The sequence below is a fragment of the Aeromonas sp. genome (assembly GCF_050633025.1).
Taxonomy (GTDB): domain Bacteria; phylum Pseudomonadota; class Gammaproteobacteria; order Enterobacterales; family Aeromonadaceae; genus Aeromonas.
The window spans coordinates 37731-61975 of the sequence record NZ_JBODRQ010000003.1 but is presented as its reverse complement, the minus strand read 5'-3'; the positions used below and the strand labels follow the sequence as shown (position 1 = coordinate 61975).

General features: G+C 60.3%; 19 protein-coding genes, 1 other RNA gene and 1 pseudogene. 10 read left to right on the top strand and 11 right to left on the bottom strand.

Going from position 1 to position 24245, the window contains the following annotated elements:
- Positions 1-182, top strand: a pseudogene (locus ACRAUW_RS00995) (multidrug efflux MFS transporter EmrD); the annotation flags it as partial.
- Between the two features lie 84 nt (positions 183-266).
- Here ACRAUW_RS00995 and ACRAUW_RS00990 read toward each other — a convergent pair.
- Entirely contained in the window at positions 267-1175 is a 909-nt protein-coding gene (locus ACRAUW_RS00990) for a LysR family transcriptional regulator (protein WP_431360800.1), read from the bottom strand.
- A 161-nt stretch (positions 1176-1336) separates the two neighbouring features.
- Here ACRAUW_RS00990 and fdhD point away from each other — a divergent pair, with 161 nt between their 5' ends.
- Both fdhD and ACRAUW_RS00980 read left to right on the top strand, forming a co-directional pair.
- Positions 1337-2134 (top strand): formate dehydrogenase accessory sulfurtransferase FdhD, encoded by a 798-nt coding sequence (gene fdhD / locus ACRAUW_RS00985; RefSeq protein WP_431360799.1) that lies wholly within the window; start codon positions 1337-1339, stop codon positions 2132-2134.
- Entirely contained in the window at positions 2121-4412 is a 2292-nt protein-coding gene (locus ACRAUW_RS00980) for an FdhF/YdeP family oxidoreductase (protein ID WP_431360798.1), read from the top strand. Before fdhD ends, ACRAUW_RS00980 begins: the two co-directional genes overlap by 14 nt.
- Before the next feature lie 165 nt (positions 4413-4577).
- Here the strand turns inward: ACRAUW_RS00980 and ssrS are convergent.
- Both ssrS and zapA read right to left on the bottom strand, forming a co-directional pair.
- Positions 4578-4759, bottom strand: a non-coding RNA gene (gene ssrS / locus ACRAUW_RS00975) — 6S RNA.
- Between the two features lie 16 nt (positions 4760-4775).
- On the bottom strand, positions 4776-5108 hold the full coding sequence (zapA, locus tag ACRAUW_RS00970) for a cell division protein ZapA (RefSeq protein WP_431360797.1): 333 nt from the start codon (positions 5106-5108) through the stop codon (positions 4776-4778).
- A gap of 173 nt (positions 5109-5281) precedes the next feature.
- Between zapA and ACRAUW_RS00965 the strand changes: the two genes are divergently transcribed.
- From ACRAUW_RS00965 to ACRAUW_RS00955, 3 genes are all read left to right on the top strand, one after another.
- Positions 5282-5851, top strand: a complete 570-nt coding sequence (locus tag ACRAUW_RS00965) for a UPF0149 family protein (RefSeq protein WP_431360796.1) — start codon at positions 5282-5284, stop codon at positions 5849-5851.
- Positions 5852-6028: 177 nt separating this feature from the next.
- On the top strand, positions 6029-7252 hold the full coding sequence (ubiH, locus tag ACRAUW_RS00960; RefSeq protein ID WP_431360795.1) for a 2-octaprenyl-6-methoxyphenyl hydroxylase: 1224 nt from the start codon (positions 6029-6031) through the stop codon (positions 7250-7252).
- Between the two features lie 127 nt (positions 7253-7379).
- Complete coding sequence (locus tag ACRAUW_RS00955) at positions 7380-8648, top strand: FAD-dependent 2-octaprenylphenol hydroxylase (RefSeq protein WP_431360802.1); 1269 nt, start codon at positions 7380-7382, stop codon at positions 8646-8648.
- A gap of 212 nt (positions 8649-8860) precedes the next feature.
- Here the strand turns inward: ACRAUW_RS00955 and ACRAUW_RS00950 are convergent, their stop codons facing one another.
- Positions 8861-9088, bottom strand: coding sequence for a hypothetical protein (locus ACRAUW_RS00950; RefSeq protein WP_431360794.1), 228 nt, complete (start codon positions 9086-9088; stop codon positions 8861-8863).
- On the opposite strand from ACRAUW_RS00950, the gene gcvT reads away from it, so the two are divergent.
- The 3 genes from gcvT to gcvP all read left to right on the top strand — a co-directional run bounded on the left by gcvT (position 9065) and on the right by gcvP (position 13811).
- Positions 9065-10162 (top strand): glycine cleavage system aminomethyltransferase GcvT, encoded by a 1098-nt coding sequence (gene gcvT / locus ACRAUW_RS00945; protein ID WP_431360793.1) that lies wholly within the window; start codon positions 9065-9067, stop codon positions 10160-10162. The genes ACRAUW_RS00950 and gcvT overlap by 24 nt on opposite strands.
- Positions 10163-10246: 84 nt before the next feature.
- Positions 10247-10636 (top strand): glycine cleavage system protein GcvH, encoded by a 390-nt coding sequence (gene gcvH / locus ACRAUW_RS00940; RefSeq protein WP_042013249.1) that lies wholly within the window; start codon positions 10247-10249, stop codon positions 10634-10636.
- A gap of 298 nt (positions 10637-10934) precedes the next feature.
- Positions 10935-13811, top strand: a complete 2877-nt coding sequence (gene gcvP / locus ACRAUW_RS00935; protein WP_431360792.1) for an aminomethyl-transferring glycine dehydrogenase — start codon at positions 10935-10937, stop codon at positions 13809-13811.
- A gap of 253 nt (positions 13812-14064) precedes the next feature.
- Here gcvP and ACRAUW_RS00930 read toward each other — a convergent pair whose 3' ends face one another.
- From ACRAUW_RS00930 to ACRAUW_RS00910, 5 genes are all read right to left on the bottom strand, one after another.
- Positions 14065-14661 carry an MliC family protein gene (locus ACRAUW_RS00930; RefSeq protein WP_431360791.1) on the bottom strand — a complete coding sequence of 199 codons (597 nt, stop codon included), beginning with the start codon at positions 14659-14661 and terminating at the stop codon, positions 14065-14067.
- A 447-nt stretch (positions 14662-15108) separates the two neighbouring features.
- Entirely contained in the window at positions 15109-16773 is a 1665-nt protein-coding gene (gene asnB / locus ACRAUW_RS00925; protein ID WP_431360790.1) for an asparagine synthase B, read from the bottom strand.
- 204 nt (positions 16774-16977) lie between these two features.
- Entirely contained in the window at positions 16978-17346 is a 369-nt protein-coding gene (locus ACRAUW_RS00920; RefSeq protein WP_431360789.1) for a cupin domain-containing protein, read from the bottom strand.
- A 128-nt stretch (positions 17347-17474) separates the two neighbouring features.
- Positions 17475-19049, bottom strand: coding sequence for a cation:proton antiporter domain-containing protein (locus tag ACRAUW_RS00915; RefSeq protein WP_431360788.1), 1575 nt, complete (start codon positions 19047-19049; stop codon positions 17475-17477).
- Positions 19050-19103: 54 nt separating this feature from the next.
- A complete protein-coding gene (locus tag ACRAUW_RS00910) occupies positions 19104-19853 on the bottom strand; it encodes an HAD-IIA family hydrolase (RefSeq protein WP_005337281.1) in 750 nt (249 codons plus the stop codon).
- A 198-nt stretch (positions 19854-20051) separates the two neighbouring features.
- On the opposite strand from ACRAUW_RS00910, the gene ACRAUW_RS00905 reads away from it, so the two are divergent.
- On the top strand, positions 20052-21116 hold the full coding sequence (locus ACRAUW_RS00905) for an adenosine deaminase (RefSeq protein WP_431360787.1): 1065 nt from the start codon (positions 20052-20054) through the stop codon (positions 21114-21116).
- Between the two features lie 125 nt (positions 21117-21241).
- Here the strand turns inward: ACRAUW_RS00905 and ACRAUW_RS00900 are convergent, their stop codons facing one another.
- Positions 21242-22363, bottom strand: coding sequence for an alkene reductase (locus ACRAUW_RS00900; RefSeq protein ID WP_431360786.1), 1122 nt, complete (start codon positions 22361-22363; stop codon positions 21242-21244).
- Positions 22364-22558: 195 nt separating this feature from the next.
- Complete coding sequence (locus ACRAUW_RS00895) at positions 22559-24094, bottom strand: TerC family protein (RefSeq protein WP_431360785.1); 1536 nt, start codon at positions 24092-24094, stop codon at positions 22559-22561.
- Positions 24095-24245 lie beyond the last annotated feature (151 nt).

Genomic DNA, 24245 nt, shown 5'->3' with positions numbered 1-24245 from the left:
GTGCCATTCTCGGCGGGATGCAGAATCTGGGAGCCGGTGTGGTGACCCTGCTGGCGGCCGGTTTCCCGATGACCGGGCAGGTGACTCTGGGGGTCATCATGACCCTGATGGTGCTGATCGTGGCGCTGAGTTTTGTCTGGCTGCGCCACCACGGCTCGCCGCACGAGCAGATGGCGATTTGATGCCCGCGCTTGCTCTCTGAAAGCCCGCCTTCTGGCGGGCTTTTTCTTTGCCAGAACCGGATGAGGTTTACCGCTCGGCCTGCGTCAAGGTGCGTTTGCCGGTTCACCTTCTGCCACCAGCTCAAGAAAGGCACGCATGGCAGGGGTGATGCTTTGCTGGCGGGTCAGAAAGGCGGTATGGCCGATATTCTCCAGCGGAGCGAGTGGCAGGCAAACGAGATCCGAGAGTTTGCTGGCAGAGCGGGCAAGGCCTGCGCTGACGATGGCCCAGCCCAGCCGGTGGCGTACGGCGCTGACCAGATGGAACAGCGAGTCGGTCTCCAGTACCACGTTGAGCGAGGTTCCCCCCTGCTCGGCGGCGCGATCCAGATACTGACGAAATTGCATGGTGCGGCTGGGCAGCACCAGCGGCTGTTGCTGCAGTTCCGCAAATGCAATGTCGCCGCTGCGCGGGTACTGATCCGCTTCGTCACGGTTCATCAGCACCGCCATCTGGTTGGCGCCTTGCGGATAGACATGAAAGGCGCGTCGGCCAACTCCGCCGGCGGGCTCATCAAATCCCAGTCCGATATCGCACTGATGCAGCTCCAGCTGTGATAACAGGGTTTCGTTGCTGAGCACCGACAGGCGAATGACGATATCGGGATAGCGCTGCTTGCAGCGGGCGATAAACGGCATGATGTCGAGATTGGACTGGGGCACGATGCCGATACGCAGGGTGCCGGAGAGTTCGCCCTGAAACAGCGCCAGCTCCTGCTTGAGCGCCTCCTGCTCCAGCAACATCCGCTCGGCATACTGGCGTACCAGCTCGCCAGCCTCGGTCAGGGCGACAAACTGGCTGGTGCGTACCACCAGATCGGTGCCGACACTCTTTTCCAGCGCGGTAATGCTGGCCGAGAGGGTGGGCTGGGTGATGTGGCAGGCTTTGGCCGCTTTGGCAAAATGCCGGTGTTTGGCCAGCTCGTGAAAGTAGTGAAGTTGCTTGATATTCATCTGGTTGTAGTGGAGGCAGTGGAACCGGCTATTGAAGAATTAATCAATTGAAAAAACATCTTCGATAGAACAACTCTATCAGGATATAGATTTATTTCATTGGTTTTGCGTTAGTCGCCTCTCTAAACTTGAATGCAGTTTGCATTTTTAGGCCAACCTGCATGCCTGCCCATTCTCCCGTCGCAACCCCCGCCAACTTGCCGTCACTGGATCATCTGGTGGAAGAGGTAGCCGTCGCCATCAACATCAATGGCATCAACCACGCGGTGATGATGGCGACCCCGGACGATCTCGACGATTTTGCCGTCGGCTTTCTGTTTGGCGAGGGGATCATCCGGCATAACCACGAAGTCCACGACATTGAGATCGCGTCAGCCGAACAGGGTATTGTGCTGGATGTGACCATCGCCAACCGCTCTATGGCCGCTCTGGCCGAACACAAGCGTCGGCTGACCGGGGTGACCGGCTGCGGCATCTGCGGCGTAGCGGCGGTAGAGCAGGCGTTGCCCGCACTGTCGGTGCTGCCGCTGACACCGCCGTTGGATGGGGCCTGGCTGGCGGGGCTGCGTGCGCAGATCGCCCAGTGGCAGCTCAAGGGACAGCAGTACGGCGCCCTGCATGCGGCGCTGGCGCTGGATGCCGAGGGGCGGATCCTGCACTGCCGGGAAGATATCGGGCGCCATAATGCCCTCGACAAGCTGATCGGCCTGCTGCTGCGTCAGCAAAGTGCGTGCGACACCCTGGTGGTGACCAGCCGCTGCGGCAGTGAGCTGGTGCAAAAAGCCGCCCGTTTCGGTGCCCGTCATCTTATCTGTCTGGCATCGCCCAGCCAGCTGGCGGTCAGGCTGGCCCTCAAATACAACCTCAACGTCGTTCATATTCCCAAGTTTGATGCCCCGGTCAGCTATTCGAGCTATCGCCCGGCGGATCCCATCGGAGAGTGCCATGAGTCATATTGAAAAGCCCGCCAAAGCCGGCGGTTTTTCGTCCCTGCAATCCACCATGAAACAGGTGCTGCGCAGCCAGAAGACCCGTCAGAACATCAAGAACCTGCTGCGGGTCAACCAGACCGACGGCTTCGACTGCCCGGGATGTGCCTGGGGTGACAACGACCACGGCACCTTCCAGTTTTGTGAAAACGGCGCCAAGGCGGTGGCCTGGGAGTCTACCGGCAAGACGGTAGGTGCCGAGTTTTTCGCCGCCCACTCGGTGCGCCAGCTGGCAACCCAGAGCGACTACTGGCTCGAGTATCAGGGGCGGCTGACCGAGCCGATGCGCTACAACCCGGCGACCGATCACTACGAGCCGGTAAGCTGGGACGACGCCTTCTCCCTGATTGCCGACACTCTCAAGGGGCTGAATAGCCCGGACGAGGTGGAGTTTTACACCTCGGGGCGTGCCAGCAACGAAGCTTCTTATCTTTATCAGCTGTTTGGCCGCCTGTTTGGCACCAACAACTTCCCTGACTGCTCCAACATGTGCCATGAGGCGAGCGGGGTAGCGCTGATCCAGTCGGTCGGCATCGGCAAGGGGACTGTGGTGCTGGATGACTTCGACCAGGCCGATGCGGTGTTCGTTTATGGCCAGAATCCGGGTACCAACCACCCGCGCATGATGAATGCCCTGCGCCAGGCGGCGCGTGGCGGCTGCAAGATCGTGAGCTTCAACAACTTGAAAGAGGTGGCGCTGGAGCGCTTCGCTAGCCCGCAGAGCCCGCTTGAACTGCTGACCCCGGCGGCCACTACCATCAGCCACCAATACCTGACGCCGAAACTGGGTGGTGACATGGCCGCCATCCGCGGCATGGCCAAGTACATCCTAGAAGAGGCGCCGGAGGCGGTGGATCGCGATTTCATCGCCCGCCACACCCGCCACTTTGCCGAGTACGAGGCGCAGGTGCGTGCCACCGACTGGGCGGCGATCGAGCTGCAGTCCGGCCTGACTCGTGCCGACATAGTGCAGGCGGCCCGGGTCTTTGCCGCCAGCCAGCGTATCATCAGCTGCTGGGCCATGGGGGTGACCCAGCATCTGCACTCGGTCGATACCATTCGTGAAATCGTCAACCTGCACCTGATGCGCGGCCAGATTGGCAAGCCGGGGGCGGGGCTCTGTCCGGTACGGGGCCACAGCAACGTGCAGGGCAACCGCACCATGGGTATCAACGAAAAGCCGACCGCTGCCTTTATCGACAGGCTCGAGCGTCACCTGCAGGTGAGCCTGCCGCGGGCCCGTGGCCACAACGTGTACGAAGCGCTCAAGGCGTTGGATGAGGGCAAGAGCAAAGTACTCATCTGCTTGGGCGGCAACCTGGCGGCAGCGGCACCCGATACCGACTTCACCTATGGGGCGATGAAAAAGGCCGAGCTCAACGTGCAGATCAGCACCAAGCTCAACCGCAGCCATCTGCAGGTGGGCAAGGCGGCGCTGATCCTGCCCTGCCTCGGCCGCACCGAGCTCGATATCCAGCGCACGGGCAACCAGAAGATCACGGTGGAGGACACCTTCAGCATGGTGCACGCCTCGACCGGCGCAGCCGAGCCGGTATCGCCGCTCTGCCTCTCCGAGACCGACATAGTCGCGCGGATGGCTCATGCCACCGTGGGCAGCGAGCGGGTCGACTGGCTGGCTCTGCGCGATGACTATGCCCGTATCCGTGATCTTATCGAGCAGACCATCGCCGGTTTTGCCGATTTCAATGCCCGCATCCAGCAGCCGTGCGGTTTCCATCTCGATAACTCCGCAGCGCTGCTGACCTGGAATACTGCCAGCGGCAGTGCTGAGTTTCGCGCCAGTACCCTGCCGCAATCAGTGTTGCCGGAGTGTACCCGCCATGCCGAACAGATGGCGGATCAGCCGGTACTGCTGCTGCAGAGCCTGCGCTCTCACGATCAGTACAACACCACTATCTACGGTATGGATGACCGCTATCGCGGCATCAAGGGCCAGCGCAACGTGGTGTTCATGAACGAGGCGGATGCTCGCCAGCTTGGCTTTGCCGAAGGGGATCGGGTCGACATGGAGGCCATCTGCAACGATGGGCGCGAGCGCAGCGTGACGGGTTTTGTGGTGGTGATCTACGAGATCCCGCGTGGCAATATCGCGGCTTATTACCCGGAGACCAATCCGCTGGTGCCCATCGACAGTATCGGCGCCGGCTCGTTTACCCCCACCTCCAAGTCCATCCCGGTTCTGGTGACAGCCTCCCGCCAGCAGGAGAATCTGTTGCTGGTCAAATAAAAGCGCTAATGCGACTGGCTGCGTTAACACAGCCTGCACAGTGAATGCGGTGATGCCCCGGGTGATCTTTTCATCCGGGGCATTTTTTCAGCTCTGAAAGGGGTAGGGTTCGTTGATCATCAGGAAAAGAAAAAGCCCGTCACGCTGGTGACGGGCTTTTGCTGTTGGTACCCCGAGATGCCGTTGCCGGTTTGGGCCCTTGAACCGTCGGTTCAAGGCGGGGATCGGATCTGACCGCAGGCTTCTCGGTCGTGCCGAGCATGCTCAATAGCCAGAAGGCAGATCCCCTGTTTGGTATGAATATCGGCTCGGGGACTTGAACCGGCTGACAAACATCCCAGGGAATTTTAAAACGGTTTGCGATTAGGGCTGCTGCCCCTCTTCGCTGGAATCACCATATTGTCCGTGCTCGATCAGGGCCGCTTCGATGGTGCGCTGCAGCATCTTGATCCGCTTGTCCATGGTCTCAGAGTATTGGTGGTTCTTCTCTTTTTCAAGGCAGAGCTCATGGCAGAAATTGAGCGCCGCCATGATAGCCAATTGCTCGTTGCTGGAGACTTTGGAACGTTGACGCAGGTCGATCAACTTGTCGGTCAGCTGCTCGGCGGCCTGGCGCAGGGCATCCTGCTGTCCCTGGGGACAGGATACCTTGTAGGGACGTCCCAAAATGACGATTTCTACGGCCTCTGTGCTCATGCCTTCCTCAATACGGCGGAGCTGATATCCGCCTTTATCCACGTGGACAACTGGGCGGGACTATATAGCGCAGATGCATAAGTTTCAAGGCCTTGCTGGCTCTGCAAGAGGGAGAATGCTAGGATCCTGACCACTAATTCTGCAAACTTGCCTGAACTTTGAGCGGATCCTCTATGAGCAAAATAACCCCCCTTAAATATGCGGCTGTGGCCGACATCATGGAGCAGCATGAGCTGATGGCCAGTGCAGTCGAGGCACATGGTGTGATCTGCGGTCTGGTGTGTGGCGGTGTGGCACTGGATGAGAAGAGTTGGGTACCCCATTTCAATGATTTGGTGAACGATGGTTTCGGTCTGCCAGCCCCGGTGCGCCAGGTGATGACAGACCTTTATCACAATGTGGTCGAGAGTTTGATGGCCCAGAAAGGCGTCGAGCTGCTGCTGCCAAGCGATGATGCTCCCCTTGATGAGCGCATCGATTCGCTGGTGGACTGGTCACAGGCGTTTCTGGCCGGTTTCGGCGTGGTGCAACAGGAGCTCTCCCGCGCGTCGGAAGAGCTGCAGGAGATGATCCAGGATATCGCCAGCATCACTCAGGTCTCTGCCGAGTTCGATCAGGAAGATGACGAGAACGAAGCCTCCTTCCTGGTGCTCTACGAACACGTCAAACTGGGGGTCATGATGGCCTTCGAAGAGTTTGGCAAGCGCCCCGATACCCCGAGCGCGCCGCCGACCCTTCATTGAGGTGCGGGTCAACGCGACCCTTACTGAATCTGCAAGAGCGCCTGATGGCGCTCTTTTTTATTCCCTTGTGGTGGCTAACCCTGTGAGGCGCAACCGTTTTTTTGCCGGTGACCTCGCATTCGGCCAGCGGCTTTGTGATAGCATGAGGCCACCTTTTTCACTTCTTCCTCTCTGCTTATGTCTCAATCTGATGTGCGACAGGTCGATGTCACCCTGGTCGGCGGTGGCATGAGCGGTGCCGTGCTGGCCCTCTCGCTGGCGGCCCTGCGCAAGCCGGACGGCTCGCCTCTCGACATCCTGCTGCTGGAGGCAAGCGTCCCCGAACAGCACACCCATTCAGGGTTCGACGCCCGCGCCATTGCGCTCTCGGCTGGTACTTGTGATGCGCTGTTGCGATGCGGACTCTGGCCGCTGTTTGCCCCCCATTGCGCCCCCATTACCCAGATCCATGTCTCGGATCGGGGCCACTTCGGTCAGGCTCGCCTGTCGGCCGCTGAATACGGTCTGCCTGCTCTGGGCCAAGTGATAGAGCTTGCAGCTGCCGGCTATGAGCTGCAACGGGCGATGGCGGCCTCGCCCAATATCCGGGTCTGTTGTCCGGCACGGGTGAGCGAGATTGTGCCCGATGAGGAGAAGGTGACCCTCACCCTCGAGAGCGGTGAACAGATTGAGACCCGCCTGCTGGTGGCAGCAGACGGCGGCAACTCCTTTGTGCGTCAGCACTTCAAGTTGCCGTTGACCCGCCACGACTTTGAGCAGCACGCCATCATCGCCACGGTCAAAACGGCGCAAGACCCTGAGGGACGCGCCTTCGAGCGTTTTACCGAAGGGGGGCCGCTGGCCCTGCTGCCGATGCAGGAGGGACTCTCCTCGCTGGTATGGAGCGTCGGGCAGCATGAGGTGGATGAGCTGATGGCCCTCGATGAGGCGGCGTTTCTTGCCCGTCTGCAGCAGGCCTTTGGCTGGCGGCTCGGTCGCTTCGAGCGATGCGGCGTGCGTAACGTCTATCCGCTCATTCTGACCGCCTGCGACTACCCGCTGGCCCAGCGCACCGTGCTGGTGGGCAATGCCGCCCACGCCCTGCACCCTATCGCCGGACAGGGCTTCAACCTCGGGATGCGGGATCTCGACCTGCTTACCGGCGCCGTAGCCAAGGCGTTGGCAGAGGGGGAGGATATCGGCAGCTTCAAGGTACTGAGTGGCTACTGGCAGCAGCGTCAGCGCGATCAGGAGCAGACCGTCTGGCTTACCTCTTCGCTGGCCCAGCTCTTCTCCAATGGTCACGATCCGTTGGTGGCGGGGCGCAATCTGGCGCTCACCCTGATGGGGCGATTCCCGTGCCTCAAGGCGCCGCTTGCCTCGCGCACCCTGGGCTTTGTCGCTGATGTGTGCGGCAACTAGTCAGCACTTGTTGAGTGGAACCTGTTGACCGGAAGATGGTGGCCGCCATTCGTTGAGCAAAACCTATTGATAAAGAGGTGATGCCTGCGGGCGTCCCCTCGCCGGTCAGCCCTGAAAGGATGAGATGATGCAGATGCAAAATGTGGATGTGGTGATTGTCGGTGGTGGCATGGTGGGGTTGGGGCTCGCTGCGGCCTTGAAACATAGCGCCCTCAAGGTGCTGGTGGTGGAGGGGCAACTGCCCGATCCGCAGCTGGGGGAGGTGGCCGATAACCGGGTCAGCGCCCTGAGTCTGGCCAGCCAGCAGATCCTGCGCCATGTCGGCGCCTGGGACGGCATTGCAGCGCGCCGCCTGCAGGCCTACGACAAGATGGCGGTGTGGGAGCAGGACAGTTTCGGCCATATCGACTTCGATGCCGCCAGCCTGCGTCAGGCCAACCTCGGCCACATCGTCGAGAATCGGGTGATCCAAATGGCACTACTCGAAGCCATTGAAGGTGCCAGCAATATCCAGCTGCTGACCCCCGCCAGAGCCAAGAGCCTGCAGAGCGGCCCGGCGGGCGCCCTGCTGCTCCTTGAAGATGGTCAGGCCATCTCGGCCAAACTGGTGGTAGCCGCCGATGGCGCCCACTCCTGGGTGCGCCGTCAGGCCGACATTCCCCTTACCAGTTGGGATTACGGCCACCACGCGCTGGTGGCGACGGTGCGCTGCGCCGAACCCCATGAAGCGGTTGCTCGCCAGATCTTCACCCCGGATGGCCCGCTCGCCTTTTTGCCGCTGTGGCAGGATAACCTCTGCTCCATCGTCTGGTCGCTACCGGCGGCCCGTGCCGAGGCGCTCTGTGCCTGCGATGACGAGCAGTTCAATCGCCAGCTTACCGCCGCCTTCGATGCCCGGCTCGGTCTGTGCAAGGTGGAGGGGCCGCGCAGCGCCATTCCCCTCACCGCCCGCTATGCCCGCGACTTTGCTCGCGAGCGGCTGGTGCTGGTGGGGGATGCCGCCCATACCATCCACCCGCTGGCGGGGCAGGGGGTCAACCTTGGCCTGCTCGATGCTGCCGCGCTGGCGGAGCAGATCTTGCAAAATCATGCCGCGGGTGAGGATATCGGCCTGCTCGCCAACCTGCGCAGCTACGAGCGCTGGCGCAAGAGCGAAGCGGCTCGCATGCTAGCTGCAATGGAGGGGCTCAAGCGGCTGTTCAGCGGGGCCAACCCGCTCAAGAAGCTGGTGCGGGGCGTGGGATTGCGCGCGGCCAATCTGCTGACGCCTTTCAAGGAGGGGGTGATCCGCGCCGCCATGGGGCTGGAGGGAGAGTTGCCCGCATTGGCCCGTCCTGACTGGGCTGTTGCTGCGACCAAGGGCAGTGCCATGCAGGCCAAGGGTGAAAAAAACTAATATTACTCGCCGTTTTTGACAACAAAAGTAATCCGACAAGGCTGATGACCCGTTTTGGGTGTCAGCCTTTAATTTTGCTCTGGAGCGAAACGTTTTTCTGCAAATTGTGACGAAACGGTAAAAATCAAAATTTAATCTCGCCTGAGTCGGCTTATGGCTGTTTTTATCACTGCATTTATCTTAGTGTCTGGAGTCAGTTTTACGTGAGGGGATTAGTTTTTTTTGAGCGGCACGCTCGCCTGCTTGTCATATAATCCGCTCCGTTCAAGGAATCCCTCTTGCCTGGCAAGGGCAGGAGCGAGCACACACTTTTGGATCCGGTCGCTTTTTGTTGCACGCAGTGCAGTCAGTGCGGTGGCGCGGGTCGCAAGGGTGGCCGCCAAAGCGAAAAGGCTTTTTGCTAAGGAAAGAATGCGATGATCCAGACTACTGTACTGCATCCCAAACACCTGGAAGCCGGCGCCAAGATGGTGGACTTCCACGGTTGGGAAATGCCCATCAACTACGGCTCCCAGCTGGAAGAGCACCACGCGGTGCGCAGCGATGCCGGTATGTTCGATGTCTCCCACATGACCATCGTCGATTTGACCGGCGAACGGGTCAAAGCCTTTCTGCAACACCTGCTGGCCAACGACGTGGCCAAACTCACTGCCCCTGGCAAGGCCCTTTACAGCGGCATGCTCAATCCGGAAGGCGGCGTGATCGATGACCTCATCACCTATTACCTCACCGATACCTTCTACCGGCTGGTGGTCAACTCCGCTACCCGCGAGAAGGATCTGGCCTGGATCCGCCATCACGCCATCGATTTCGATATCACCGTGACCGAGCGTCCCGAGCTTGCGATGATTGCGGTGCAGGGCCCCAACGCCAAGGTCAAGGCCGCAGCCGTGCTGAGCGCCGCCCAGCGTACCGCCGTGGTGGGGATGAAACCCTTCTTCGGCGTACAGGCTGGCGACCTCTTTATCGCCACTACCGGTTACACCGGCGAGGATGGTTATGAAATCGTGGTGCCGCAAGAGAAAGCCTGCGAGCTGTGGCAAGCGCTGTTTGATAACGGCGTCGCCCCCTGCGGCCTCGGTGCCCGCGATACCCTGCGCCTCGAAGCGGGGATGAACCTCTATGGTCAGGATATGGACGAGTCAATCTCTCCACTCGCCGCCAACATGGCCTGGACCATCGCCTGGGAGCCGAGCGATCGCAACTTCATCGGCCGCGACGTGCTGGAAGCGCAGAAAGCGGCAGGCAACCAGCCCAAGCTGGTGGGTCTGGTGATGGAAGAGAAAGGGGTGCTGCGGGCCGGTATGCCCGTTACCTTCACTGCGGCAAACGGTGAGAAGCGGGAAGGTGTGATCACCTCCGGCTCTTTCTCCCCCACCCTGGGCTACAGTATTGCCCTGGCGCGGGTGCCCCGCGATATCGGTGAGCTGGCTGAGGTGGAGATCCGCAAGAAGCTGGTCACCGTGAAGGTCACCAAGCCCGCTTTCGTCCGTAACGGCCAGAAGCTGGCTTAATACCGTCTTGGGGGAGGGCAGTGCCTCCCCCATCCCTTTTCATATTCGTTTTTAAACGCGACTCAAAGATCAAAGGAAGCACAAATGAGCCATATCCCGAGCGAACTGAAATATGCCACTTCCCACGAGTGGATCCGTGTTGAAGCCAACGGCGAAGCCGTGGTCGGTATTACCGAGCACGCCCAGGAGCTGCTGGGTGACATGGTGTTTGTCGAGCTGCCGATCGTTGGCAAGCAGGTGAGTGCCGGTGACGACTGCGCCGTGGCCGAGTCGGTCAAGGCGGCCTCCGACATCTACAGCCCGGTGAGCGGCGAGATCATTGCCGTCAACGAAGAGCTGGAAGGGAGCCCCGAGCTGGTCAACTCCGACCCCTACAGCGCTGGCTGGCTGTTCCGCATCAAGCTCGATGACGAGAGCGAGCTGGCCAACCTGCTGGATGCCGAAGGCTACCAGAACGTGGTGGACGAAGAGTAATGCCCCCGGGCCCTGCCAACACAGCAGGGCCCCTTTGTATGACCGCCAGCCGGGCAAGCACCGGCCGGTGGAAGGGTGAAGTCGTCCGCGCTTGCCGTTTGCCAGTCTAGGTGCCTGGGGGCAAATAGGCCGGTTCGCAACAAGGCGATCCCCTCTTGATGCTGCCGCAGCATCCGGTGCCGCACCCTGTCTGCGGGACCCAGAACATGAGTGGAGTCGGTATCAGCCGACCATCAGGAACATCAGGTCTTGGTTATCAGGATGTCATGCCAGGACTTATTTATCAGGAAATAGGGAAATGACCCAGTCACTGTTTGAACTCGAGCAAAAAACCGATTTTGTCCGCCGCCATATCGGCCCGGGCGAGGAAGAGCTGCGCCAGCTGCTGGCGACCGTCGGGGCCGAAAGCCTGGACGATTTGATTGAACAGACCGTGCCCGCCGCCATTCGCCTGCCGGGTCCGCTGGGGATCGGTGCCGGCATGACCGAAGTGGAGGCGCTGGCCAAGCTCAAGGGCTATGCCGCCCAGAACAAGATTGCCAAGAGCTATATCGGCATGGGTTATCACGATACCCATGTGCCCCATGTCATTTTGCGCAACGTGCTGGAAAATCCGGGTTGGTATACCGCCTACACCCCCTACCAGCCCGAGCTGGCACAGGGCCGTCTCGAAGCCCTGCTCAACTTCCAGCAGCTGACGCTGGATCTGACCGGCATGGATCTCGCCAGCGCCTCCCTGCTGGATGAAGCGACTGCCGCTGCCGAGGCGATGGCCCTGGCCAAGCGCATGGCCAAGTTCAAATCCAACCTCTTCTTCGTGGCTGACGATGTGCACCCGCAGGTGATCGACGTGGTCAAGGAGCGCGCGGTTCACTTCGGTTTTGACGTGGCGGTCGGCGCCGCGAGCGATGCGGTGAACGAAGAGGTGTTTGGTGCCCTGTTCCAGTACCCCACCACCACAGGTGAGGTGAAAGATCTGCGCGCCCTGATTGCCGCGGTACAGGCCCAGAAAGGGCTGGCCTGCGTCAGCGCCGACCTGCTCTCCCTGATGTTGCTCAAATCCCCGGGCGAGCTGGGTGCCGACGTGGTGTTGGGCTCCGCCCAGCGCTTTGGCGTGCCCATGGGCTACGGTGGTCCCCATGCCGCTTTCTTTGCCACCCGCGATGCCTACAAGCGCTCCATGCCGGGCCGCATCATCGGTGTCTCCAAGGATGCCCGCGGCAAGGCCGCGCTGCGCATGGCGATGCAGACCCGCGAGCAGCATATCCGCCGCGAGAAGGCCAACTCCAACATCTGTACCGCTCAGGTGCTGCTAGCCAACATGGCGAGCTTCTACGCCGTCTACCACGGTCCGGTGGGGCTGAAAACCATCGCCTCCCGCGTGCACCGTCTCACCACCATTCTGGCGCTCGGCCTCCAGGCCAAGGGCGTGGCCCTCAAGCATGTCAGCTGGTTCGATACCCTGACCGTGCAAACTGCTGACAAGGCCGCGTTGATTGCCAAAGCCGAAGGGCTCGGCATAAACCTGCGCGCCGATCTCGACGGTGCGGTGGGCGTGTCGCTCTCTGAGACCACCACCCGCGCTGATGTGGTCGAGCTGTTTGATCTCTTCCTCGGTCAAGGCCATGGACTGGATATTGAGGCCCTCGACAAGGCGGCCCAGGCTCATCACGCCATCCCGCAGGATCTGCTGCGCACCGATGCCGTGCTGACCCACGAGGTGTTCAACAAGTACCACTCCGAAACCGAGATGCTGCGTTATATCCACCGTCTCGAAGCGAAAGATCTGGCCCTCAACTACGCCATGATTTCGCTCGGCTCCTGCACCATGAAGCTCAATGCCACCGCCGAGATGATCCCGGTGACCTGGCCCGAGTTCGGCAAGTTGCACCCGTTTGCCCCGCTGGCACAGGCCAAGGGCTACCAACTGCTGCTGGCCGACCTCGAAAACTGGCTGGTGAAGGTGACCGGTTACGATGCGGTCTGCATGCAGCCCAACTCAGGTGCGCAGGGTGAGTACGCAGGTCTGCTCGCCATCAAGAAATATCACGAGTCTCGTGGTGAAGGGCATCGCGACATCTGCCTGATCCCAGCTTCTGCTCACGGCACCAACCCGGCCTCTGCTCAGATGGCGGGGCTCAAGGTGATCGTCACCGCCTGTGACAAGTCCGGCAACGTGGATCTCGACGACCTGCGCGCCAAGGCCGCCGAGGCGGGGGATCAACTTTCCTGTCTGATGGTGACCTACCCCTCCACCCACGGAGTGTATGAGGAGACCATCAAGGAGGTGTGCGACATCGTTCACCAGCACGGTGGTCAGGTCTATCTGGACGGCGCCAATATGAACGCGCAAGTCGGGTTGACGGCGCCGGGCTTTATCGGGGCAGACGTCTCTCACCTCAACTTGCACAAGACCTTTGCCATTCCTCACGGCGGTGGCGGCCCGGGCATGGGCCCCATCGGCGTGAAGAAGCATCTGGCACCGTTCGTGGCCGGTCACGCCGTGGTCAAGACCGACAAGGAGAGCCGTGACAATGGCGCCGTGTCGGCGGCACCGTTCGGCTCGGCCAGCATCCTGCCCATCAGCTGGATGTATATCGCCATGCTGGGTGACGAAGGACTGAAGAAATCCACTCAGGTGGCCATCCTCAACGCTAACTATCTGGCCAAGAAGCTGGGTGACTCCTTCCCCGTGCTCTATTCCGGCCGCAACGGTCGGGTGGCTCACGAGTGCATCCTGGATATCCGTCCGCTCAAGGAGGCTTCCGGCATCAGCGAGATGGACGTGGCCAAGCGGCTGATGGACTACGGCTTCCACGCACCGACCATGAGCTTCCCGGTAGCGGGCACCCTGATGGTCGAGCCAACCGAATCGGAATCCAAGTGTGAGCTGGATCGCTTCGTCGAGGCGATGACGTCCATCCGCGCCGAGATTGCCAAGGTGCAGGAGGGGCAGTGGAGCCTGACCGACAACCCGCTGGTCCATGCGCCGCACACTCAGGACGACGTGATGGATGCAGAGTGGAATCGTGGCTACAGCCGCGCCGAGGCTGTCTTCCCATCCGACGCCGTGCGTGCCGCCAAACTGTGGCCCTCTGTGAACCGCATCGACGACGTCTACGGTGATCGTAACCTGTTCTGCGCCTGTATCCCGACCGAGGATTACGCCAAGTAAAGGCATGTATTGATCTCGGACATTTAAGTTGGAAACTGAAAGACCCTGCATCGCAGGGTCTCAGATTGCTGAAGAACCCCCTCTTTTTCAAAGAAGGGGTTCTTTTTTAGCTCGGCGCCAAGGGACCAGTCATTGGCTGACAAGTAGGCCTATCGACCATCTTCGCCTCAAAAAAGGCATCAGAGACCTCATGCGGCTGCATGGTGGAGCGAACGGCTTTGCAGGTCAGGAGCCCGAGCGGGCCTCTTCGAGATTACTCGGCTGAGGCTTTGAACCCTCGGCACTGGCTATCGGGTTGACCGAATCGCGTCAAACGGGCCTCGCGCCCCTTGACCCAGAGAGACAGATCAGTTGTTTCGTACTTGGCGCCACTGGCGGTTTTTGTCTGAAAGGCAAAGAATTGCTGGGTGTCTTTTCCTCTCTCGTCAAGGTTGATGACGGCGGATGGTAGAGCTGTCTCGTCATAGAAGTAGACGACGACCTGGCTATCACCGCAGCGATAGCCCACGGGAGAGGGTACCATCACTTGTCCTCCCATGATCTGTAATTCTGTGATGCGAGTGAGATAGCTCTGCTCGACGCATGCACGCACATCATCGGCTTTCCAGCAGTCGTTACGTCCCTTGATCCAGCCGCGTTGCGACGCCTTTTCGTTTTTTCTATCTTCTTCCGACATCTCCTTGATGGCTTTGGGCCAGAGATGGTTGAGCTGGTTATCGAGCTTGGCTAGCGCTGCGTCTTCACAGATAAGCGGCTCTACTGCACCACTGGCTTTGGTACAGTCGAAAGACGGGGCGGCCAGAGCCGTGAAAGGAAGGGCGAGCAACAGGCTGCCGTAGCTTAACTTCATAACAATACTCCACTCAATGGTGCGGCTGGGGGGGGATATCTCTGCAGGCGGTTCACTCGGTGCATGCCCGAAAAATGGGAGGCATCAATCAAGTCAATCTCATCCGAGGGCCTGGGTGAACGGCCATAAAATGCCTGATTAACTCCCTTGGGTCGACAGATTCTTGTCCTGTGTATCCTTGAGCAGGGGAGCGGTGTTGAAGAGGACGTTCATGCCATAGGGGGACAAACGGTTCTCTTGCTGCTGATCACTCTGGGCGGGTTGACATAAATCTGGGGCATCTGTCTCTTGAACCCCATCGGTCTGCTGAATCATTCAGCACGCATCGGATGCATTGTTGACATGGCTCATATGCTCTTGACTCCGGCGGTTAACGAAAAAGCCCTTCACCATGGTGAAGGGCTTTTTGCTATCTGGCGTTATCCGCGCGGGTGAACCCGTTCGGGCTTAGTAGCCCTGCTGGTGCACATCCATCACGGCGCGGCCTGACGGGTCGGCCATCTCCTTGAACTTGGCATCCCACTCCAGCGCGGTAGGGGTGGAGCAGGCGACCGACTTGCCGTAGGGCACGGTGCGGGCGGCGGCTTCCAGCGGGAAGTGCTCGTCGAAGATGGCGCGGTAGAAGTAGGCCTCCTTGGTGAGCGGGGTGTTGATGGGGAAGCGGAATGCGGCCGCTTCGAACATCTGATCCGTCACTTCGGTCTCTACCATCGCCTTCAGGCTGTCGATCCACGAATAGCCCACGCCGTCGGAGAACTGCTCCTTCTGGCGCCAAGCTACTTCGTGGGGCAGCAGGTCCTCGAACGCTTCGCGCAGGATATGCTTCTCGATCTTGCCCTTGCCACACATCTTGTCGGCGGGCTGCAGGCGCATCGCCACGTCCATGAACTCCTTGTCAAGGAAGGGCACACGACCTTCTACGCCCCAGGCGGCCATCGATTTGTTGGCGCGCAGGCAGTCATAGAGGTGCAAAGAGGCGAGCTTGCGCACGTTCTCTTCGTGGAACTCTTTAGCGTTGGGCGCCTTGTGGAAGTAGAGATAACCACCGAACAGCTCGTCGGAGCCTTCGCCGGAGAGTACCATCTTGATCCCCATCGCCTTGATGTAGCGGGCCATCAGATACATCGGGGTGGAGGCGCGGATGGTGGTGACGTCATAGGTCTCGAGGTGATAGATGACGTCGCGCAGGGCATCCAGACCCTCCTGCACGGTGAAGTGGATCTGGTGGTGGATGGTGCCGAGGTGATCAGCCACCTTGCGGGCGGCGGCGAGATCCGGCGACCCTTCCAGACCGACGGCGAAGGAGTGCAGTTGCGGCCACCAGGCTTCGCTCTTGCCATCGTCCTCGATGCGGCGCGCCGCATAGAGCTTGGTAATGGCGGAGATAACGGAGGAGTCCAGTCCGCCGGAGAGCAGCACGCCATAGGGCACGTCGCACATTAGCTGGCGTTTGACCGCCGCTTCCAGCGCCGCTTTCAGCTCGGCCTTATCGCTGACGTTGTGCTCGACCGCGCCGTACTCCATCCAGTCACGCTTGTACCACTGTTTGAGCTCGCCATCCTTGCTCCACAGGTAGTGTCCCGGCGGGAAGGTTTCGATGCTCTTGCAGACCGGCACCAGCGCCTTCATCTCAGAGGCGACATAGAAGTTGCCGTGCTCATCGCGACCGGTATAGAGGGGGATGATCCCCATGTGGTCGCGACCAACCAAGTAGGCATCCTGTTCGGCGTCATAAAGAATGAAGGCAAAGATGCCGTTGAGATCGTCGAGAAACGCCGGGCCCTTCTCCTTGTAGAGTGCCAGCAGCACTTCACAGTCGGATTTGGTCTGGAACTGAAAGTCGACTTTGAGGGTCTTCTCCAGCTCTTTGTGGTTGTAGATCTCACCGTTGACCGCCAGCACATGGGTACGTTCGGGGTTGTAGAGCGGTTGGGCGCCATTGCCCGGATCGACGATGGCCAGACGCTCGTGTACCAGAATCGCTTTGTCGGAGCTGTAGACTCCGGACCAGTCAGGCCCGCGGTGACGAAGTCGCTTGGACATCTCCAGCGCCGATTTGCGCAGGGCAACTGCATCGGACTTGATATCCAGAATGCCGAAAATTGAACACATTGGCAGTAATCCTCTTGATTTTTATATGAGCCCCCCACGTTTGGGCTCGAAATTCCATTTACATTCCTCGTCAGACACAATGCCTAGCGGAAAACCCTTTTGCAAGCGGGAAAGCCGCAGAAAATCATGCCGCAAGCCTCAAGTGGGGGTGTGCGGTGAAGAGGTCTGCTGTGGGGCCGGAAGTGGGTCAGGATGATGTGTCCGTCAAGCCGAGGCGGGCTCGAAGATCACATAGACCTTGCGACAGGGGGTAAGGGTCTCCCACTCGCCGACAAAGCCAGCCGGAATCACGAATTGATCCCCGGGTTTGAGGGGCAGTTTGCCGCCCTGACTGTCGTGGATCACCACCTCACCTTCCAGCAGCTGGCAATATTCGTGCTCGGTGTAGTGGATGGCCCAGCGGCCAGGCTCGCAAGCCCAGAAACCGACGTGAAACTGCTGGCTGGGGTCGGAGTAGTGGTTCCACACCGTTTGCGGCGGGTTGCCCGCTTTAATGCGCTCGGGGGCTGGCATCAGCGGAGTGGGGGCCGCCTCATGGCGATCGAGCAAAATCCAGTCGTTGAGGGTCTTCATGGTGCCTCCCTGGCAATGGGGATAGGAAAACGGGGCCATCCTGGCCCGCGTCTGTTCGTTTTATTAAACGAGGTTGCGCATAACTTAAACGATGCGCACTCCCTTGCCAAGAGCTGCTGGCTAACGACTCAAAGCGGCTGCAAGCGGCGGATCACATGGCGAGCAAAGCCGCTGCCCGCCTCGTTGTAGACGTTGAACACCGCATCCACCCCTTGCTCCTGCAAGGAGGCGATATCATCCTCGAAGCGGACGATGGCGGCGATCTTGCCGTTGAACCCGTGGCTGCGCAGCTTCTCGATGGCGTAGAGGTTACCCGAGTGGTGGGGCATCGCCAGCAGCACCAGATTGACCTGATTGGAGAGCAGCACCTTGTCCCAGAAGTCGGTATCGGTGGCATCCCCCTCGATGACGTTCATCCCCTGGGCACGCAGGGTGGGCAGCTTCTCGCTGTCGTTCTCCACCCCGAGGATGACGTTGCCGTATTTGTTCTCCAGCTCGAAGTAGGCCCCCTGACCGATCCGCCCCATGCCGAGGATGATCACCTCCGCATCGCCTAATTCGATGGGTCTGTCTTCCGGATGGAGGTTGCTCGCCTGCAATCCCCGCAGCCAGTGGCCGATGCGGTGATAAATGCGCTCGCTCTGGGCATTGAGGGGCGCGGAGATCATAAAGCTCGCCGCCAGTGCCAGCGAGACCGCCACCAGCCACTCGTGGGAGATCCAGCCCGCCTTGGCGGCGATGGCGGCGACAATCAGGCCAAACTCCGAGAAGTTGGTGAGCGCCAGGGTCGAGAGCAGGGCGGTACGCACCCTCAGGTGAGCGCCGCTGTAGACCAGATAGTAGAGCGCGCTTTTCAATGGCAGGGCCAGCACCAGCGCCAGTGCCAGCAACATGGTGTCGTGGGTCGGCAGGCCGTTGAGGCCGATGGTGAGAAAGAAGCAGACCAGAAAGAGGTCTTTGAGGTTGAAGAGCGCCTTGGCCAGCCCCGCAGCAGCAGGATGGGAGGCGAGCATCATGCCGATGATGAGGGCTCCCAGATCCGGCTTGAGGCCGACCACTTCAAAACCGGCGGCCCCGACCACCAGTGCCAGAAAGACCCCGAACAGCACCTGCAACTCGCCGTGACCGGCCCGCTCCAGCAGCTTGAACAGCAGCGGGCGCAGCAGCGGCAGCCCCAGCACCCAGAGCGCCCAGATACTGGGCCACTTGCCGCTGGAGAAGGCCAGAAAGGCCACCGCGAACACATCTTGCATCACCAACACGCCGATGGCGATGCGGGCGTAGAGGGCATTCATGTCGCTGCGATCTTCCAATACCTTGACCGCGAAGACGGTGCTGGAGAAGGAGAGGGCAAAGCCCAGCAGCAGTGCCAGTTTCCAGTCCAGCGAGAGGGCAAGTTCAAGCCCCAGTCCCTTGCAGACCAGCAGCACCACGGTAAAGAGCAGGGTGGAGAGCAGCAGGTGCAGGCTGGTGGTGCCCCACACATCGCGCCGCATCAGGGTCTTGATATTGAGCTTGAGACCGATGGTGAACAGCAGCAGGGTGACGCCGAGATCGGCCACCTCGCTCAGGGCGGGGGTATTTTCATATCCCATGCCGTTGAGGATAAAACCGGCGGCCAGAAAGCCGAGCAGGGGGGGCAGGCCAATCAGATTGACTACCATGCCGCAGCCAAAGGCCACGGCGATCAGAATGGGTTCCATAACAGATCCTGCAAGGGCAGGAGAGGCCTGCCCTGTTTAACGCTTGGGTGGTGATTAGACGATATCGATGTCGACCACGGAGTCGAAAATATGGTTCGGGCGAAACGGCATGCGGTCGATATCGGCGACCTTGCTCACCCCGGAGAGCACCAGCACCGTCTCGAGACCGGCCTGAAAGCCCGCCAGAATGTCGGTGCGCAGGTTGTCGCCGATGATGATGGTGTCGTCGGAGTGGGCCTCCATCCGGTTGAGCGCCGCACGGATGATCCAGGCACTTGGTTTGCCGACATAAAACGGCTTCTTGCCGGTCATTCGCTCGATGGGGGCGCACAGGGCGCCGCAGGCCGGGTGCATCATGGGGCCGTGGGTGTCGGGGTTGGTGGCGATAAAGCGGGCCCCCTGATCGACGAACTTGGCCCCCTGTTGCATCATGGTCCAGTTGTAGTTGCGGGTCTCTCCCACTACCACGAAGTCGGGGTCGATATCGGTGATGGTGAAACCGGCCTTGTAGAGCTCGTGGGTCAGCGCCCCTTCGCCGATCACATAGGCCTTTTTGCCATCCTGACGCTTGAGGAAGTCGGCGGTGCCCATGGCGGAGGTATAGAAGCACTCCTCCGGCACTTCGATACCTGCGGAGCGGAAGCGGTTTTGCAGATCTTTCTGGGTCTGGGCCGGGTAGTTGGTCAGAAACAGCAGCTTGCTGCCCTGCTCCAGCAGGCGGTGGACGAAACGGTCAGCACCGGGGATGAGATCGTTATTGTGCAGGATGACACCATCGATATCGCAGATGACGTTCTTCTTCATGAAAACTCCTTGTCAGGGCGCAGACGAGCCGGCAATCGTTAAGATGTTCAATCATTTATGATTTTTGTGACGCCATTATAAGTCTGTTTGATGACAAGTCTCCCCTGTCTCGTAACTTCGGTGCACAATAAAGCTGCCGTCGGGTCAGTCTGGTGGAGAGACTGATGCCAGGATTATTTTGCTGATGGAGCCGTCGCTATGGACACCCCGATTCCCAAGCCAGTCACAACCGAACACTTCACCGCCGGGCAATTTATCGCCGGCCTGCCGAAACTGGAGCTGCACCTGCATATCGAGGGCAGCCTCGAACCCGAGCTGATGTTCGAACTTGGCAAACGCAACAATGTGCCACTGCCTTGGCCCGATGTCGCCAGCGTGCGCGCCGCTTATGACTTTGACTGCCTGCAATCCTTTCTCGACCTCTATTATCTCGGTGCCAGCGTGCTGGTGACCGAGCAGGACTTCTTCGACCTCACCTGGGCCTATCTTGAGCGGTGCGCCGCCGACAAGGTGGTGCATGTGGAGATCTTCTTTGACCCGCAGACCCACACAGCCCGCGGTATCCCTTTTGCTACCGTGCTGGGCGGCATCGAGCGGGCGCTGCAGAGCGGGGAGCAGGAGTTTGGCATCAGCTGGCGCCTTATCATGAGCTTCTTGCGCCACCTGAGCGAAGAGGATGCCTTTGCGACGTTGGAAGAGGCCATGCCCTTCCTGTCGCGGATTCATGGCATCGGGCTCGATTCGGGGGAGAAGGGCAATCCGCCCACTAAATTTGCCCGGGTCTTTGCCAAATGCCGCGAGCTGGGGCTGCCGGTGGTGGCCCACGCTGGCGAAGAGGGGCCTGCCGACTACATCTGGCAGGCGATCAACGAGCTGAAGGTATGCCGCATCGATCACGGGGTGCGCTCGGCTGATGATCCCGAGTTGCTGCGCTATCTGGCGGATACCCGGCTGCCGCTCACCGTCTGCCCCCTCTCCAACACAAGGCTCAAGGTGTTCGGCAATATGGCCCAGCACAATGTGTTACGGCTGCTGGAGCAAGGGCTCTGCGTCACCATCAACTCGGACGATCCCGCCTACTTTGGTGGATATATGACTGCCAATTTTGTGGCGCTGGCCGATGGTCTCGGCGCGACCATGAGCCAGCTCTGCCGCTTGTCGCTCAATGCGGTTGAGGCGAGCTGGCTCTCTCTGGCCGACAAGGCGCGGCTGACCCGCGAGATCCGCAGTTATGCCGCGACTCACGGGGTGATCCTGCACTGAGTCAGGTGCCAATGAAGTCGAGATAAAACGCAGTAGATATAAAGAGAGGCCCGCAATCACTGGCGGGCCTTGTTCATTTTTGAATGGAGGTTGTGGCTTACCAACCGGCGATCTGCTTACGGAGATCAGAGCGGGTGCGACTCAATGTTCGGTTGATAACTCGGGTAGTCGGTCAGTCCTTTCTCACCGCCGCCAAACAGGGTGGCCGGATCGTGGGGGGCCAGCGGATAGCCGTGGCGCAGCCGGTTCGGCAGATCCGGGTTGGCAACGAAGGGGCGGCCAAAGCCGATCATGTCGGCCCAGCCCGCTTCGAGGGCGGCGCGTGCTCGCTCGCCATCATATTTACCGGCATAGATCAGGGTGTTGGGGAAGGCATCCCGCAGACCCTGCTTGAAGTTCTCCGGCATCAGGGGGGCATCGTCCCAGTCCGCTTCGGCGATGTGCAGGTAGACCACGTTGAGCTGGCCTAGCAGACGGGCGGCCGCCAGATAGGTCTCCTGCGGATTGGCATCCACGGTGCCGTTGAGGGTTGTGAGCGGCGCAAGACGCACCCCGACCAGATCGGCACCGATTTCGCTGCTGACAGCCTCGGTCACCTCTTTGAGGAAGCGCAGCCGGTTTTCCAGCGATCCGCCGTAGCTGTCGGTACGGGCGTTGGATTCGGAGTCGAGGAACTGGTTGATCAGATAACCGTTGGCAGCGTGCAGCTCGATGCCGTCAAAACCGGCGCTGATGGCGTTGCGAGCCGCCTGACGGAACTGGCCCACTACCGCATCGATATCGGCTTGAGTCATGGCACGCGGGGTGACAGTTTCGACAAAGCCCGGCGCATCGCTGCCGTTATCGACGAACACCTTGACGCCCACTGCTGGCAGGGCTGAAGCGGATATGGGCTGGGCGCCGCCGATGTTGTCCGGATGGGTGACCCGGCCCACGTGCCAGAGCTGGGCGAAGATGGTGCCCCCCTTGGCGTGCACGGCATCGGTCACAAGCTTCCAGCCGGCGATCTGCTCTGCGCTGTAGATCCCTGGCGTCCAGGCATAGCCCTTGCCCATGGGGTCGATTTGGGTGCCTTCGCTGATGATCAGGCCCGCCTCGGCGCGCTGGGCGTAGTAGCTGGCCATCATGGCGTTGGCCACATCACCGGGCTGACTGGCTCGGGAGCGGGTCATGGGGGGCATGACGATACGGTTGGCAAGGTGCAGCTGGCCGAGGCGCAGCGGGCAAAACAGGTGATCGTGGCTCATCTTGAGTTCCTCATGGTGGGAGTAAGGCCACTCTATGCCGCCATCTTGTTGTGAAAAAGATGGGTAATTGCACAAGAGAATTGCACTTGATGCAGCAATCAGCGCAAACCGCCGGGAAAGGAGGCGTTGAGGCATAAGTTGAAGCATAAAAAAGAGGGCCGTCTGGCCCTCTTCTGTGTTTTGCTGGTGGCAGGCTCAAGCCGCGGCGGGCATCACTTTCACCCGCTCGATACGCCGCTCGCTCACCTCGATCACCTCGAAGTTGAGCTGCTGCAGTTGCAACTGCTGGCCCGGGGTGGGCAGGGTGCCGAAGTGGGAGAGCAGCATGCCCGCCAGGGTCACGTATTCGTCGCTCTCGCTCACCAGCCCCTCTCGCTCCAGCACTTGCTCCACATGGTGGATGTTGGTGCTGCCGTTGATGAGCCACCCTTCGTCATCGCGTACGATATCCGGGGTTTCGTCCTCGTCCGGCAGCTCGCCGACGATGGCCTCCAGCAGATCGTGGGTGGTGACCAGCCCCTGGATCGCGCCAAACTCGTCGGAGACCAGAATAAGGCTCCCCTTGGCTTTGCGCAGCTCCGCCAGCAGGCGGATCACGTTGATGGTCTGCGGCACGATAATGGGGTCGTTCTGTTTGGCCAGTTCGCTCAAGGATTGCCCTTCGTTCAAGGCAAACAGCAGGTCGCGCGCCTTGACCACCCCGATCACCTCGTCCAGAGCCCCGTCACAGATAGGGAACAGGCTGTGGGGCTCGCGCTGCAGCAGGGCGCGGATCTCGTCGCTGGAGTCGTTGATGTCGATCCAGGCCATCTCGGAGCGCGGGGTCATGATGGTGCGAATGGAGCGCTCGGCCAGCGACAGCACGCCGGTTACCATGTAGCGTTCCTCCTCGCCAAAGCTCAGCGGTGCAGGCGTCGGAGCATCCAGATCGTCATCCGGCTGATCCTGATAGGCCTTGCTGCCCATCAGCTTGAAGATGGCTGCGGTGGTGCGCTCGCGCAGCGGCTGTTTGGATTCGTGACGCATGGCGCTGCGCTGGGCCAGCTGGTTGAAAAACTCGATCAGCACCGAGAAACCGATGGCCGCGTAGAGGTAGCCCTTCGGAATGTGGAAGCCGAACCCTTCCGCCACCAGGCTGAAGCCGATCATCAGCAGGAAGCTCAGACAGAGCACTACCACGGTGGGGTGGGCGTTGACGAAGCGGGTCAGCGGCTTGGAGGCGAGCACCATCACCACCATGGCGATGGTGACAGCAGCCATCATGACGCCAAGGTGTTCCACCATGCCGACGGCAGTGATGATGGAGTCGAGTGAGAAGACGGCATCGAGCACCAGAATTTGGGCGATCACCACGCCGAAGCTGGCGTAGGCGCCGACAGGGCCGTCATCCTGGGGTTTGGCTTCCAGCCGCTCATGCAGCTCGGAGGTAGCCTTGAACAGCAGGAACAGGCCGCCCCCCATCAGGATCAGATCCCGACCGGAGAAGGGGTGATCCCACAGGTGCAAAATCGGGGTGGTCAGGGTGACCAGCCATGACATGACGCTCAAGAGCCCCAGTCGCATCAGCAGGGCCAGCGACAGGCCGATGATGCGGGCCTTGTCCCGTTGGGCGGGGGGCAGTTTTTTCACCAGAATGGCGATAAAGACCAGGTTGTCGATCCCCAGCACGATTTCCAGAATGATCAGGGTAAACAGACCAATCCAGATATGGGGATCCAGCAGCAATTCCATTGTATGACCTCAATAAAAACAGACAGAGCAGAGAGTGATCACGGCGCACGATGGCCGCAGTAACAGCAAGGCAAAGGTGTTATTCAGAGGCGCTGATTAAGCAGAAAAAGATAGGCTTTGACAGAGAGAGACGAAGGGCAACTTCGGGGAT

Excerpts from the sequence above, each read along its gene's own strand:
- ACRAUW_RS00990 (WP_431360800.1), bottom strand. The coding sequence starts at position 1,175 with ATGAATATCAAGCAACTTCACTACTTTCACGAGCTGGCCAAACACCGG.
- fdhD (WP_431360799.1), top strand. The coding sequence starts at position 1,337 with ATGCCTGCCCATTCTCCCGTCGCAACCCCCGCCAACTTGCCGTCACTG.
- ACRAUW_RS00980 (WP_431360798.1), top strand. The coding sequence starts at position 2,121 with ATGAGTCATATTGAAAAGCCCGCCAAAGCCGGCGGTTTTTCGTCCCTG.
- zapA (WP_431360797.1), bottom strand. The coding sequence starts at position 5,108 with ATGAGCACAGAGGCCGTAGAAATCGTCATTTTGGGACGTCCCTACAAG.
- ACRAUW_RS00965 (WP_431360796.1), top strand. The coding sequence starts at position 5,282 with ATGAGCAAAATAACCCCCCTTAAATATGCGGCTGTGGCCGACATCATG.
- ubiH (WP_431360795.1), top strand. The coding sequence starts at position 6,029 with ATGTCTCAATCTGATGTGCGACAGGTCGATGTCACCCTGGTCGGCGGT.
- ACRAUW_RS00955 (WP_431360802.1), top strand. The coding sequence starts at position 7,380 with ATGCAGATGCAAAATGTGGATGTGGTGATTGTCGGTGGTGGCATGGTG.
- gcvT (WP_431360793.1), top strand. The coding sequence starts at position 9,065 with ATGATCCAGACTACTGTACTGCATCCCAAACACCTGGAAGCCGGCGCC.
- ACRAUW_RS00950 (WP_431360794.1), bottom strand. The coding sequence starts at position 9,088 with ATGCAGTACAGTAGTCTGGATCATCGCATTCTTTCCTTAGCAAAAAGC.
- gcvH (WP_042013249.1), top strand. The coding sequence starts at position 10,247 with ATGAGCCATATCCCGAGCGAACTGAAATATGCCACTTCCCACGAGTGG.
- gcvP (WP_431360792.1), top strand. The coding sequence starts at position 10,935 with ATGACCCAGTCACTGTTTGAACTCGAGCAAAAAACCGATTTTGTCCGC.
- ACRAUW_RS00930 (WP_431360791.1), bottom strand. The coding sequence starts at position 14,661 with ATGAAGTTAAGCTACGGCAGCCTGTTGCTCGCCCTTCCTTTCACGGCT.
- asnB (WP_431360790.1), bottom strand. The coding sequence starts at position 16,773 with ATGTGTTCAATTTTCGGCATTCTGGATATCAAGTCCGATGCAGTTGCC.
- ACRAUW_RS00920 (WP_431360789.1), bottom strand. The coding sequence starts at position 17,346 with ATGAAGACCCTCAACGACTGGATTTTGCTCGATCGCCATGAGGCGGCC.
- ACRAUW_RS00915 (WP_431360788.1), bottom strand. The coding sequence starts at position 19,049 with ATGGAACCCATTCTGATCGCCGTGGCCTTTGGCTGCGGCATGGTAGTC.
- ACRAUW_RS00910 (WP_005337281.1), bottom strand. The coding sequence starts at position 19,853 with ATGAAGAAGAACGTCATCTGCGATATCGATGGTGTCATCCTGCACAAT.
- ACRAUW_RS00905 (WP_431360787.1), top strand. The coding sequence starts at position 20,052 with ATGGACACCCCGATTCCCAAGCCAGTCACAACCGAACACTTCACCGCC.
- ACRAUW_RS00900 (WP_431360786.1), bottom strand. The coding sequence starts at position 22,363 with ATGAGCCACGATCACCTGTTTTGCCCGCTGCGCCTCGGCCAGCTGCAC.
- ACRAUW_RS00895 (WP_431360785.1), bottom strand. The coding sequence starts at position 24,094 with ATGGAATTGCTGCTGGATCCCCATATCTGGATTGGTCTGTTTACCCTG.